We start from the raw sequence: 13,095 nt of genomic DNA on the forward strand, positions 1-13,095 counted from the left end.
GTTGCTACAAACAACATGAGTGCTTGCGCAGGGGCGGCGAAAAGAGGATTGATGCGCGCATATCTTGTTAAGGAAAGACCTCATGTCGAGGATTACCGTTGCTCTGTTTGCAGCGCTGACGTGCTTGTCAGCCAACGCCATGGCCGACGGCATCACCGGTGAAGCAGGCGCGGGGTTGAGCTCTCAACCCCACGACCCGACCGGCAGCCGCCATGAAATCCGCCCGGTGCCGTACTTCGATCTGGACTGGGGCGATGTCAGCCTCAGTACCGACGATGGGCTGACCTGGAGCGCCTTGAAGAGCAACGGTTTCAGCGCCGGGCCGTTCCTCAATTACCTGCCGGGACGCACCGCCAACGGCAGTTTGCAAGGCTTGCACGATGTGCCGGACATGGGCGTCGTCGGTGGTTTCGTGCAGTACGCGCCGGCTGATTTCTGGCGGGTGTTTGCGTCTGTGGGCGAAGCGGTTGGCGGGCCTGACGGCGTGGTCGGACGGTTAGGTGGCGAGATCGGTTACCCATTGGGTGGCGGGGTGATCGGCAGCAGCAACCTGACCGCACACTTTGCCGATGGGCAGCAGAACCAGGCGTTTTTCGGGGTGAGTGGCGCTGAGTCCCAGGCCTCGGGCATTGCCCGGTACAACGCCGGGGGCGGGTTGCAGAACGTGGCCTTGACCCAGAGCTTCGAGTTTCCTCTGGCGCCCCATTGGTCGTTGTTGACCAGCGCCAGTTGGATTCACCTGACCGGTTCGGCGGCGGACAGCAGCATTGTCAAGCAGGTAGGGCAGGCCGATCAGGGGGAAGTGCAGGCGGCGGTGGCTTATAAGTTCGATTGATTTCTGCATCCGCGCACCCCTTGATCGTTCCCACGCTCTGCGTGGGAATGCCTCTAGGGACGCTCTGCGTCCTGTGACGCGGAGCGTCACGGGCTGCATTCCCACGCGGAGCGTGGGAACGATCTGGTTCAGGTTTGTTCGCCCTCCGCCAACAACGCAATCCCGCCAATAATCACCGCCACGCCCACCCAGTGCAGCAGGCTGATCTGCTCGCCCAGTCCTAACCACGAACCGAGCAACACCCCGACAAACACCAACGAACTCAGCGGAAACGCCAGGGACAAACTGCTGCGCCGCAAAATCAGCATCCACACGAAGAACGCGCCGATGCCGCAGCCCACCGCAAACAGCACACCGGGGTCGACCACCACGGCCTGTAGCCAGTGCAGGGTAAAGGTCATCTGGCCCAACTGATCGCCGCCGACCTTGGTCGCAATCTGCCCGGCACTTTCCAGCACAATCAGCAGCGCCCACAGCACCACCGTGCCCAGTCGCCCGTGCAGCCAAGCCACCGATTTCGACTCACGCATGGCCGGCACACACAAGCATCACGCCCACCGTAATCACCAGGGTCGCGAGCCAGCGTCGGCGGCTGACGGTTTCACCCAGCACAACCTTGCCCGCCAGCACCACGCCGCAATAGGCCAGGGCCCCGGCCGGGAACAACAGGCTCAGGGGCGCTCGGGACAAGGCTTCCAGCCAGACGAAAAACTCCAGCGTATAAGCGCCGATCCCGCACCACAGCAGCGGCGCATTGAACACCTGACCCCAGAATGCATTCAGCCGAAAGCCGCCGTCGAGTTCCGGCAAGCGGTCCAGGCCGAGCTTGAAACAGAGCTGGCCGACGACGTCCAGCACGATGGAAAAGGCGACCAGCAGGATGACGGTGACGGTCAGCTCGGGATCTAAGATGTGCACGGTCAGGATTCACCCTATGGCGGACGCTTCCGGACACCGGCGTCATCGGACATGACGGCCGGCCGAGAAGGCTGCGGGGGCAAATGCAAGCGCCGGGCCAGCCGACACATCAGGTTGCCGATGCGATAACTATGTACCGCCCGGCGTTGTCACCAAGTCCTTCTAATGCGGCCGACAGCGGTGAGGATCGGCCTCACCGACAGCACGATCAGGCCCCGGATGGACAGACTACCCAACGAACACGCAGAAACCCTCGACCTTCACTTCGATGCCCTCAGCGCCCGACCGCGCCGTGATGAACGCCTGTTTCTGGCGGCGTCGGCGCGCTGGGAGGACTGTCGCCAAGCATTTATTGAACTCATGGCGGATGCCCCCAAGGATCACTGGGACGCCTGGTGGGCGGAGCGGGCGCCGGGCACGGCGGTGTCCCGATGGACGCGGGCGACCCAATTGTTTCGCGCGCACTTCGATGCGGCCGCGCAGGTGACTTTCGCGCAAGGGCTACTCGACGTCGAGCAACTGAAAACCCTGCAAGCGTCGGTGGATCCGGCGCAAAACCCCGGGGATCCGGCCGCAGTGACCACCGAGCGGCTAGGTGGCCCGCCGGTGCTGCACGAGGGCGGATGGACTGCCGCGCTGGTGATCACGGCCGCCAGCGGACCGGTGCTCTACCTGCCCGCGCGGCAACCGGCCTTTCTGCCGTTCAAGCAGCGCTCGGCGCTTGAAGACCACTTGAGCCGCGAGCAATTGTCCATCCTCGCCGACAGCCCGCAGCATGATCCATTGTTGGCGGCCCTCAGCCGATGGCGTGAGCATTACGTCGAAGTCCAGCACAGCGCGTTTACGCTTTTTGCCACGCCACCTGAGTTCAACGAGATCGAGAAAGCGGAAGAAGTCACTCCGCTGTTCGGCTCGCTGACTGCCGAACTGCCTTTAAGTGATCGTCGCCGAGCGTTGCAGCAGCAACGGCAGGCCATCGAAACCTTGCTCGATGATGCCCAAGGGGTGCCGGACGCGACCCGTCTGCTGGCGCTTCAGGAACAGCTCGACGCATTGACCCGCGCGGAAGAAAACGCCCGCACCGCAGCCGTCGCATTGCTGGATCGAAGCCCGGCCACGCGCCTGCTGGAACTGCGTCAGCGGCCGAACGCCCAGTACGACGCGTTGTATCAGGCGCGTCTCGCCGGCTTGCGGGCCGAAGCCGCGGTGCAACGGCTGTTGCAGCACATCTCTGACGAAGAACACCGTTGGCTCGAAGCCGTGCTGGATAACCCCAAACGCGCCGACCGAACACTGGAGGTGATGGCAGCCCGTTTGAGTCTGTCGCTCAGTGAAACGGCGACACTGGATGGGTCGCTGGTCATCACCCCTGAAGCACCCGGCCACAGCCTGCTGCTTTACTGGCCCGGCAGCGCGGGCGGGTTGCAGCGCTTTGATTCGCGTCAGGCGCTGGAACAGGCGGTGTTCAAACTGCACGCCATCGACACCGGCCTGACCTTGCACCTCACGCCCGTGGCTGGCGATCCCTTTGACTACGGGTTGCAGAGCCAGCTGTATGCCTGTGAACAGCACGTTGCCACGTTGCTGGCCGACTACCCGGTGCCGCGCCATCAGGAACAGCGCCGGGTCGAACTGGAAAAACGCGTACTGGAAACCGTCGACGGCCTCGGCGTGCCGGTGCATGAAGCCCGCGAGCAGGCGTACGCGGACATCCTCGAACAACAACAGACCCACACCCTGGCCGGACACCTGCCGCAGTGGCTTGGCCGGTCATCTGATGCCGAGCGAGCGCGGCTCAAGGCGTCGATCACGGCTTTCATCGCGGCGATGAAGCGTTCCCATAGGCTGATCGAACGGGACCTGCCGCACCGGGATGATTTCAGCCACAAGCGGGTCGATGAGTGCTTGCGCCGGGACTTCGCACTTACACAAGGTTTCAGCGTCACCCTGGACCTGCCGGATTCCACCACCTGGCAAAAAACCTTGCTGGAAGGGGCGGCGCCGGGCACGCCGCAAAAGAATGTGCTGATCGCCAGTGAGCAACGCAGCAGGTTGTCGATCGCGCAACTGGCGCACATCAATATCGATCAGGCGCTGTGGTGGCGAATGTCGCTGATGAAGGTCGAGGTCAGCGCGGAGTCAGCCACCGAGCGCGACACACTGATTCAGGGACTGACCTCGTCGTACCTGCGCACCCTGATCACCGAGCTGGACCTGGCCGGGCATTACGAGGGGCTGATTGTCCGGGCCTTCATGGGCTCGTCGTCGGCGACCGCGTTCGATAACGCCCATCGCCGTGAATGCCTGGTCGAACCGTTTCGCCTGATGCTGAAAATGCGCGGCGACTCGGCCCTGCTGCAAAAACAGATCGACCAGGACGGTTGGAACATCCTGAGCAGCGCCATCGACGCCAAGACTGCCAATGGCCAACGCATTGTATTGCAGCCGGCCAGCCTGACGGTCGGCGGGGCGGATACCGAGGACGGCGCAACCGGGTTGTCGGGCGTCACCTTTATCGAGGAACAAATCAGCGGCGTGACACTGCTCTACTTGCCCGACAGCCCCGATGGCCGCTTTTTCTACCAGCGCGCCACGCTGGAACTGGCGCGCCAGTTGTTGTTCGACCTGTGCCTGCGCCCGACCATGGTCGACTACCTGGCGGGGCGCGCCTTGGAGGGCGATTACAGTCGTCATCTGAGCCGGATCAATCAGGCGCGCCAGCGCAATTTCGATGCCTTGATCGGGGTCGGCATGCCTTGGCCGGCGAACACCTCGCTGGCCGCCCATCTGCTCAACGCCCATATGGGGCGGTTGATCGAAGCGCACCGCGCGACGTCACGCTCCAACACCGCGTTGTCCCTTGAGCGCTACGCGTTGCAGGGCGGCGTGATGTTCAACTACCTGAAAATGGCCATGGGCATGGTGCCGTTTGTGGGCAGTGCGATTGCGCTATATGACGCCTGGGACAGCGCCAATCTGGCGGTTGCCGCCTTCTTGCGCGGCGAAGTCGGGCATGGTCTGGCGCAACTGGAGTCGGTGCTGTTGTCGCTGATCGATGCGGCCATGGACATCTTGCCCAGTGTGTCGGCGCATACGTTGACCCGGCAACGTCAGTCGTACGCCTTGGCCAAGGGTGCCGCGAGGTTCAATCGCGGCTCATTGCGCAAGGCCCGGAGGCTGATGGATCGGTTCGAGGGTTACGAATATGAAGGGGCGATTTCCCTGGCCGGCCTGCAACCGGGTAGCGAGGGCCTCTATCGCAACGTGTACCGGCACGCCCTCGGCGACTTCATCATTCATCAGGGCCGTGTTTATCAGGTGCGGCTGCTGGATCGGACATTACGTCTGTTCGGCACTCGGCGCAGGGCTTATCAACAGCCGATCGCCTTCGATGAAACGGTGGGGCACTGGGACACCTATTTCGCAGTACACGGTACGTTGTACAACCAAGGGCTGTGGGGCGGCGGTAACCTGGTCGGGCATCTGGCCGATGGTCTTGAACCGATCTGGCCGGCGGCTATTCGTCGATGGCTGCCGCGCTGGTTGATTGACCGTGGGGCGGATCGCCAGCGCCGATTGGGCAACACCATCGATGCCTTGTCGCGGCAACTCGACACCCGGCACCGAACTCAAAACGCGGCCCTGCAGCAATACGCCGCCAGCGATGACGCCACCCGTCGCTTGACCCTGGATGCGGTGGACGCTGGATGTGTCAGCGATATTGAACTGGCTACCCAGCGCTACCAGCGTACCCGCGAAATGCTGCCCTTGAGTCATGGCAATCGACGGCAACAGACTCAGGAGCTGTTAAGCCAGTCAGCGCTGGTGGTGGTCGAAAGGACCATTCACCGCGTCGACCTGGCCAGGGATCGCTGTCTGTATTACCTGGACGATATCGCTGGCATTACCGAACAGCTGCTCAAGCTGCCGAGCGGCAGTATCCAGCGCTCCTTGCACCTGACCCGGCAAATGCGCCAGCTGCGCATGAAGCTGATCCATGAACTGCAAGGGATCGACGCCAATCTGGAACAACTCGATCTGTGGCGTCGGCGCCTTCAAGTGCGCGCGGACAAGGCGAGCGTGGCCGAGGATCTGGAGCGTATTGACACGGCACTGTCCGAAGTCAGGCGCGATTACCTCAAGACCCTCAACCATCTGCCCTTGCTCACCCACTACGACCGGATTCTCGACCCTGCCTGGATGTACCTGCATGGGCGGATGGGGCGGGCGCGGACCAAAGTGTATGACGCGTTGAATACGCAAAACAGCCTGCCGGAGGTCATTGCCAATGTGCATCGGCGCAATCAGATTCTGGGCGAGTGCCTGGAGGTGTACGAGCAGTTTGGTCGCGACCTCAACGTGTGGGTCGCCGGTTATGGGCAACACCTCGATCTACCCTGGGTGGCCCCGTTGCAGGGGCTTCTGGAGAAGATGAGCAACCATGCCCGTCACGGCATCAAGCACGGCATCAAGCAGGCCCCGAACGCGAAAGACAGTGGCAAGGAAATCTTTGAAACCGATGGCAATCGCCTGTTGATCGGCACCAAAGCGGTGGACCCGGCGACCCGCCAGACCCGATTCATCATGCCCGGCGAAGACGGACGCGTTGAAAACTGGCTGCCCGCCAGCGCCGGTCAGTATCGACGTCAGGTGCCGTCGGAGCCCTTGCTGCCCGATGCCGTTGTCGACCGCAAAGTGCTGTTGACCGAGGCCCGACAACGCTTGGCGGCCCAGGACAACTACCGGCTGAAGGTCGACGGTTATGCCCGGCAAAACATGCGGCCGGCCGATCTGGATTACATGATGACCAGCGAGGCGGCGGAACTGCGTTTGCGCGCCCGACGTATCGCCCGGGTGTCGGCGCAGGAGCCGATCATCGCGCAGTTGAACACGAAGGCTGAGAGGCTCATCGAGGCCGGGCGCGAATTGCGGATTGCACAAATACTGAACAGCAAGACGCCCACCGAAGGCTATCTGGATGACCTGCATCAACTGGCGACACCCGACCAGCCCCTCGTTGAAATCCGCAAGGTCGGCACCTTGGTGGACCTGGGCCGGCGCGCCGATGGCCGGCCCGACTTCCTGCAAGAGTATGAGGTGCTCGACTTGACCCGGCCCACGCCCACGCCGTTGTGGTACGCACATTTTCATTACGGTTCGGCCAAACCGGTGTTCAACCGGTTCGACAAGGCACATCTGAAAACCCCCGAGCAGCGCAACCTGGGCTTGAAGTGGCAGCAGAAACTGGCCAGTACCGGCGCGACGGTTGATCCGATCTGGCGCGGCCCGATAGGCGAGCCGTTGGCGATCCAGTATTTCGAATCGTTGTTCTGAAGCCGATGATTGTCAGCCGTGCAACCTGACCCACACCGACACCAGCACGGTCGCCGCGATCAGCCAGGCCACCGCCGCCACGGCCAGTGACGCCTCCAGGCGCATGCGGTCGACCATCACGTACAACGTCGCCAAATAGACGAAGTACGGAATGATCGACCACATGCCAAACACGATGGTGGTCTTCAAATCGTCCAGCGACCGACCCTTGCCGACGATGTAATGGGCGATCAGCGCGAAGGTCGGAAACAACGGCACCAGGCCGGCGATGTAATAGTTTCTGGTCTTGGCCAGTGCGGCGAGGATCAGCACCACCGCCGCGCCCAGTGCCGCTTTGAGAATCAGGTCCATCAGTGGCTCAGCCCGTACTTTTTCACTTTGTCGAATAGTGTGGTCTTGGCCATTCCCAGTTCCAGGCTGGCCTGGGTCAGGTTGCCGCCGCTGCGCTGCAAAGCGTCGTTGAGCAGGTTGCGCTCGAAGGCTTCCACCGCTTCGGCGAAGGCCAGGCCCTGATTGCTGCCGCTGGCGCCGGACTTCTTGAACGCTGGCAAACCGAGGGCGTAACGCTCGGCGACGTTGCGCAGTTCGCGCACGTTACCCGGCCATTCGTGGCTCATCAGGTTGGACAAGGTCTGGTTGTCCAGCTCCGGCACCGCGCGGTCGAAGCGCAGGGATGACTGCTGCAGGAAGTGTTCGAACAGTTGCAGGATGTCTTCGCGGCGTTCGCGCAGCGGCGGCAATTCCAGCGTTACCACGTTGAGGCGGTAATACAGGTCGCTGCGGAATTCGCCCTTTTTGCTCGACTCATCCAGGTCGGACTTGGTCGCCGCAATCACCCGGCAATCCACCGCCACGCTCTGGTTCGAGCCGAGGCGTTCGAGGGTGCGCTCCTGCAACACCCGCAGCAGTTTGATCTGCAACGGCAGCGGCATGCTTTCCACTTCGTCGAGGAACAGCGTGCCGTTGTCGGCGTGTTCGATCTTGCCAATCCGCCGTTTGCCGGCGCCGGTAAAGGCGTTGGCTTCGTGGCCGAAGATTTCGCTTTCGAACAGGTTTTCCGGCAAGCCGCCGCAATTCAGCGCGACGAATTGTTGGGTGTGGCGGCGACTGAAATCATGCAGGCAACGGGCGACCAGTTCCTTACCTGTGCCGGTCTCGCCCTCGATCAGCACGTTGGCCGAGGTGTCGGCGACGTTGGCGATCAGTTCACGCAGATTCTGCATGGCCGGCGAGCGGCCGATGATCCGGCCTTCGAGGGAATCCCGTTCCGCCAGTTGCCGGCGCAACGAAGACACTTCGCGAGCGAGACTGCGTTGTTCGAGAGCGCGGCGCGCCACATCCACCAGACGTTCCGGGGAGAAGGGTTTCTCCATGAAATCGTAGGCGCCTTTCTGCATCGCCCCGACGGCCATGGAGATGTCGCCGTGGCCGGTAATCAGCACCACCGGCAGGCTGCGGTCGCGGGCCTTGAGCCGGGTCAGCAGTTCCAGGCCATCGATGCCCGGCAGGCGAATGTCGCTGATGACGATCCCGGCAAAGTTATCGCCGACTCGCTCCAGGGCTTCTTCGGCGCTGCCCACGCCCACGCAGGGAATGTCTTCCAGGGTCAGCGCCTGCTGGCAGCCGAGCAGCACATGGGGGTCGTCTTCGACGATCAGCACACTAAGGTCGTTGTTCATATTGGCTCGGCGGGAGTGGGGCTTACCAACGGTAAACTGAGGACGAAGGTGGTACCGCCGCTGGCTGGGTGTTCGACACCCAAGTGGCCACCGGTGGCCGCGGCCAGGCTGGCGGAAAGGGTCAGGCCGAGGCCCAGGCCCTGTTCGCCGGGTTTGGTGGTGAAGAAGGGTTCAAACAAATGCTTGCGCGCTTCGGCGTCGATGCCGTGGCCATTGTCGCGTACCCGCAGGCGATATTTGCCGTCGTGTTCTTCGCCTTCCAGCCACAGCGCGGGCAGGGGTTGCGACTGCATGGCATCGAGGGCGTTGCCGATCAGGTTGACCAGGATTTGCTCCAGCCGCGTCTGGTCGATTTGCACCTGCACATCGTTGAAGTTGCGATGCAGATCCAGATGAGCACTTTCCATGCGGCTGCCGAGCAGTTGCAGGGCGGCTTCCACGGCTTTGCCGAGGCTGGCCTGGCCCTTGTCGTCACCACGCCGGGCGAAGGAACGCAGGCTGGCGGTGATCCGGCCCATGCGATCGATCAGTTCGTTGATGGTTTTCAGATTGGTGCTGGCGACGTCCAACTGACCGCGTTCGAGGAAGCGCACGGTGTTACCGGACAAGGTCCGCAGCGCCGCCAGTGGCTGGTTCAATTCATGAGCAATGCTGGTCGACATCTGGCCGATGGCCGCCAGTTTACCAGCCTGGACCAGTTCATCCTGGGCGCGGCGCAACGTCTCTTCGGCCTGGCGCCGTTCGCGGATCTGGCCCTTGAGCCGTTCGTTGCTGGCGCGCAGGTCGGTGGTGCGTTCGGTAATCCGACGCTCCAGTTGATTGTTGGCTTCCTGCAAGGCTTCCCGGGCGGCGAGGCGGGTGGCGATGACCTTGCGCCGCTCGTTCCAGGCGATCAGCAGGAACGCTACCAGGGCAAACGCCACCGCCACCAGAATTCCCTGGTTGATCGCTTCCCGGCGCAAATCCGCCAGCGGCGTGAGCAGGGTGAAATTCCACGGTGTGTCGCTAAGAGGGCGGGTTTGAGCGAGGTAGGTGATGTCCTGTTCGTCGGAGGCCAGTTCGCTGTTGGCGGGGAAGGTCAGTTTTTCAACGCCTTCGGCCAGGGTTTCCCGGGCCAGCGGTTGCAGTTCGTTCAGCGGGAACCAGTAGTACTGCAGGCTGCGGGCGAGTTTTTCCTTGGTCTCGTCGCTCAGCGGCACCACCGATTTCAGACGCCGCGCCGGATCACTGGAGAGAATGATGATGCCGTTCTCGTCGCTGACGAAGGCTTCCAGGCGCGCGCGCTGCCAGCGTTCTTCCATGGCTTCGAGCCGGACCTTGACCACGGCGACGCCAATGATCTTGCCGTGCTCTTCGAGGCCGTGGGCCAGGTAATAACCGGGTTCGCCGTTGGTGCTGCCGATGCCGTAAAAGCGTCCCGGCTGACCGCGCACGGCGTTCTGGAAATAGGCGCGGAAGGACAGGTCTTCACCGAGGTAACTGTCGACGTCGCGCCAGTTACTGGTGGCCAGCACACGGCCGGTGGTGTCCATCACATAGATGGCCCGACTGCGGCTGCGCCGGTTCAGGCCTTCGAGGTATTCGTTGACCGTTTGCCGGGTTTCCGGCGACGGTTCGTCCAGCAGTCTGGAAACACTGGATTCGAGTTCCAGCAGGCTGGGCAGGTAGGTGTACTTGCTGATCTCGCTCTCGACGGCGCGGGCGTGCAGCTCAAGCTGACGCTGACCATTCTCGCTGAGGCTGCGAATCCCGTAGTGCTCACTGACCCAGAAGCCGATGTAACCCAACCCGATCATCAGGGCGATGACCAGTGGCGGCAGGAACAGATGGCGAATCAGACGGGGTTTCACGGCGAGTGATGGCGGCGCGGCGCGATAGAGAGTGGGGTCGCATTTCATCACAGATGCCTTGGGTCAACCAGCGTGGCAACAGGCTTGCTCTGGTTTCCAGTCGAACGCGGACCTGTGGCGAGGGAGCTTGCTCCCGCTCGGCTGCGAAGCAGTCGTTACACCGGCCAATGCGGTGTGTCAGACAGCAGGCATTGGCAGGTTTTGGGGCCGCTGCGCGACCCAGCGGGAGCAAGCTCCCTCGCCACAGAGTTCGGTGTATTGCTTTTAGTGCTGCAGAATCTTGTTGAGGAAGTGCTGCGTACGCTCGGCGCGGTGACTGATGTCGCCGAAGAAATCCTCTTTCTTGCAGTCTTCGATGATCTTGCCCTGGTCCATGAAGATCACGCGGTCGGCCACTTTGCGGGCGAAGCCCATTTCGTGGGTCACGCACATCATGGTCATGCCTTCGTGGGCCAGTTGCACCATCACGTCGAGCACTTCGTTAACCATTTCCGGGTCAAGCGCCGAGGTCGGTTCGTCGAACAGCATGACGATCGGGTCCATGGCCAGCGCACGGGCAATCGCCACACGCTGTTGCTGACCACCGGAGAGTTGGCCCGGATGCTTGTGAGCGTGGGCGGACAAGCCGACGCGCTCAAGCAGTTGCAGGCCTTTCTTGGTGGCTTCTTCCTTGCTGCGGCCCAAGACCTTGATCTGCGCGATGGTCAGGTTTTCGGTGATGGACAGGTGCGGGAACAGCTCGAAATGCTGGAACACCATGCCAACGCGCGAACGCAGTTTAGGCAGGTCGGTCTTCGGGTCGGCGATGGACGTGCCATCGACCACCACGTCACCTTTCTGGAACGGTTCCAGGGCGTTCACGCATTTGATCAGGGTCGATTTGCCCGAGCCCGACGGGCCGCAGACCACGATCACTTCGCCTTTTTTGACCTCGGTGCTGCAATCAGTCAGTACCTGGAAGTCGCCATACCACTTGTTGATGTTCTTGATAGAGATCATACGGCAAACCTTTTTTGCAGACGCTTGACCAGCAGCGAGGCGGCAAAGCTGATTGTGAAGTACGTAAGCCCTGCGAAGATCAGGAACTCGTTGGAGCGACCGATGATGTCGCCACTGGCACGCGAGGCATTGAGGAAGTCCACCAGGCCGACCGCGTACACCAGCGACGTGTCCTGGAACAGGATGATGCTCTGTTGCAGCAACAGCGGGGTCATTTTGCGAAACGCTTGCGGCAGGATGATCAACCGCATCATCTGGCCGTACGTCATGCCCAGGGCCTGGGCGGCGCCCATCTGGCCCTTGGAAATCGACTGCACGCCAGCCCGGACGATTTCGCAGAAGTACGCCGCTTCAAACATCATGAACGCCACGATGCAGGACGCGAAGGCGCCGATCGGCGTGTCTTCGCCCGTGATCCAGCGCAGCACGAACGGTACCGCCAGGTAGAACCAGGTGATGACCAGCAGCAACGGGATCGAACGGAAGTAGTTAACGTAGGCGCCGGCGAGGTTCGACAGCAGTTTGTTGTGGGACAGGCGCATCAGCGCCAGGAGGGTGCCGAGGATGATCCCGCCGACGACGCCCAGCGCCATCAGCTGCAGGGTCATGACCATGCCGTTCCACAAACCCGGCAGGGACGGAACGATGCCCGAGAAATCGAATTCCATCATTTACCCCCTAGGGAGATCAGGCCCGGAACGGCGACTTTCTTCTCGACCAGGCGCATGAGCAGCATCAGGCTCATGTTCAGGGTGAAGTAGATCAGCGTAGCGAGGGTGAACGCTTCGAACAGGTTGGCGGAGAACTCAGCGGTCTGCTTGGTCTGCGCGAGCAGCTCCATCAGGCCGATCAGCGAGGCCACCGACGAGTTCTTGAACACGTTCAGGAATTCCGAGGTAAGCGGCGGAATAATGATGCGGTAGGCCTGGGGCAGCAGCACGTTCCAGTAGATCTGCGGCAGCTTGAAACCCATGGCGCGAGCGGCGGATTCCTGGCCACGGGGCAGGGCCTGGATGCCGGTGCGCACTTGTTCGCAAACCCGGGCGGCGGTGAACAGGCCCAGGCAGACGACGACGCTGAGGTAGGCCGAGGTGGTCGGGTTCAGGTCCTGCTTGTACCAGTCCTGCAGGTTTTGCGGCAGCAGGTCGGGCACCAGGAAGTACCAGATGAACAGTTGAACCAGCAGCGGTACGTTACGGAAGAGTTCGACGTAGCAGGTCGCGATGCCCGATACGACGCGGTTCGGCACGGTGCGCATGACACCCAGGATCGAGCCCAGCGACAGCGCGATAATCCAGGCCACGACGGCGATGGCGATGGTCCAGCCCAGCCCGGAGATGAACCAGTCGAGATACGTCTCGCTGCCCACACCGGTGGACTTGAAGAACACGCCCCAGTCCCAGTTGTAATTCATTAGGGTCTCCCCTCGGATCGATCAATGTACAAGTGCCCGCCTGGGGAAGCTCCGTTCCCGCCCGAC

10 protein-coding genes are annotated in these 13,095 nt (G+C 62.1%); 2 read left to right on the plus strand and 8 right to left on the minus strand.

Features of this window, described 5'->3' with window-relative positions; translation table 11 throughout:
• Positions 1-82: 82 nt before the first annotated feature.
• A complete protein-coding gene (locus tag HKK53_RS27125; protein WP_169373299.1) occupies positions 83-835 on the plus strand; it encodes a MipA/OmpV family protein in 753 nt (250 codons plus the stop codon).
• Between the two features lie 128 nt (positions 836-963).
• On the opposite strand, the gene HKK53_RS27130 is transcribed toward HKK53_RS27125, so the two are convergent.
• Both HKK53_RS27130 and HKK53_RS27135 read right to left on the minus strand, forming a co-directional pair.
• The gene (locus HKK53_RS27130; RefSeq protein ID WP_169373300.1) at positions 964-1,365 is read right to left on the minus strand and encodes an EamA family transporter; all 402 of its coding nucleotides are present in this window, start codon (positions 1,363-1,365) and stop codon (positions 964-966) included.
• The gene (locus HKK53_RS27135) at positions 1,358-1,732 is read right to left on the minus strand and encodes a transporter (protein WP_169374303.1); all 375 of its coding nucleotides are present in this window, start codon (positions 1,730-1,732) and stop codon (positions 1,358-1,360) included. The genes HKK53_RS27130 and HKK53_RS27135 overlap by 8 nt, the downstream gene beginning before the upstream one ends.
• A 240-nt stretch (positions 1,733-1,972) precedes the next feature.
• On the opposite strand from HKK53_RS27135, the gene HKK53_RS27140 reads away from it, so the two are divergent.
• Positions 1,973-7,087, plus strand: coding sequence for a dermonecrotic toxin domain-containing protein (locus tag HKK53_RS27140; RefSeq protein ID WP_178117468.1), 5,115 nt, complete (start codon positions 1,973-1,975; stop codon positions 7,085-7,087).
• Positions 7,088-7,099: 12 nt separating this feature from the next.
• Here HKK53_RS27140 and HKK53_RS27145 read toward each other — a convergent pair whose 3' ends face one another.
• From HKK53_RS27145 to HKK53_RS27170, 6 genes are all read right to left on the minus strand, one after another.
• On the minus strand, positions 7,100-7,429 hold the full coding sequence (locus HKK53_RS27145) for a GlpM family protein (RefSeq protein WP_178117504.1): 330 nt from the start codon (positions 7,427-7,429) through the stop codon (positions 7,100-7,102).
• Between the two features lie 8 nt (positions 7,430-7,437).
• A complete protein-coding gene (locus tag HKK53_RS27150) occupies positions 7,438-8,766 on the minus strand; it encodes a sigma-54-dependent transcriptional regulator (protein WP_169373302.1) in 1,329 nt (442 codons plus the stop codon).
• Positions 8,763-10,664, minus strand: a complete 1,902-nt coding sequence (locus HKK53_RS27155; RefSeq protein WP_169373303.1) for a sensor histidine kinase — start codon at positions 10,662-10,664, stop codon at positions 8,763-8,765. The genes HKK53_RS27150 and HKK53_RS27155 overlap by 4 nt, the downstream gene beginning before the upstream one ends.
• A 216-nt stretch (positions 10,665-10,880) precedes the next feature.
• Positions 10,881-11,615 (minus strand): amino acid ABC transporter ATP-binding protein, encoded by a 735-nt coding sequence (locus HKK53_RS27160; RefSeq protein ID WP_169373304.1) that lies wholly within the window; start codon positions 11,613-11,615, stop codon positions 10,881-10,883.
• Entirely contained in the window at positions 11,612-12,283 is a 672-nt protein-coding gene (locus HKK53_RS27165) for an amino acid ABC transporter permease (protein ID WP_169373305.1), read from the minus strand. The genes HKK53_RS27160 and HKK53_RS27165 overlap by 4 nt, the downstream gene beginning before the upstream one ends.
• A complete protein-coding gene (locus HKK53_RS27170) occupies positions 12,283-13,029 on the minus strand; it encodes an amino acid ABC transporter permease (RefSeq protein ID WP_054045225.1) in 747 nt (248 codons plus the stop codon). Before HKK53_RS27170 ends, HKK53_RS27165 begins: the two co-directional genes overlap by 1 nt.
• Positions 13,030-13,095: the final 66 nt, after the last annotated feature.

Source organism: Pseudomonas sp. ADAK7 (genome assembly GCF_012935675.1).
GTDB lineage: Bacteria > Pseudomonadota > Gammaproteobacteria > Pseudomonadales > Pseudomonadaceae > Aquipseudomonas.

What these genes read in the sequence shown, in the direction of transcription:
- HKK53_RS27130 (WP_169373300.1), bottom strand. Translation starts at nt 1,365, where the DNA reads ATGCGTGAGTCGAAATCGGTGGCTTGGCTGCACGGGCGACTGGGCACG.
- HKK53_RS27125 (WP_169373299.1), top strand. Translation starts at nt 83, where the DNA reads ATGTCGAGGATTACCGTTGCTCTGTTTGCAGCGCTGACGTGCTTGTCA.
- HKK53_RS27150 (WP_169373302.1), bottom strand. Translation starts at nt 8,766, where the DNA reads ATGAACAACGACCTTAGTGTGCTGATCGTCGAAGACGACCCCCATGTG.
- HKK53_RS27165 (WP_169373305.1), bottom strand. Translation starts at nt 12,283, where the DNA reads ATGGAATTCGATTTCTCGGGCATCGTTCCGTCCCTGCCGGGTTTGTGG.
- HKK53_RS27140 (WP_178117468.1), top strand. Translation starts at nt 1,973, where the DNA reads ATGGACAGACTACCCAACGAACACGCAGAAACCCTCGACCTTCACTTC.
- HKK53_RS27160 (WP_169373304.1), bottom strand. Translation starts at nt 11,615, where the DNA reads ATGATCTCTATCAAGAACATCAACAAGTGGTATGGCGACTTCCAGGTA.
- HKK53_RS27155 (WP_169373303.1), bottom strand. Translation starts at nt 10,664, where the DNA reads ATGAAATGCGACCCCACTCTCTATCGCGCCGCGCCGCCATCACTCGCC.
- HKK53_RS27170 (WP_054045225.1), bottom strand. Translation starts at nt 13,029, where the DNA reads ATGAATTACAACTGGGACTGGGGCGTGTTCTTCAAGTCCACCGGTGTG.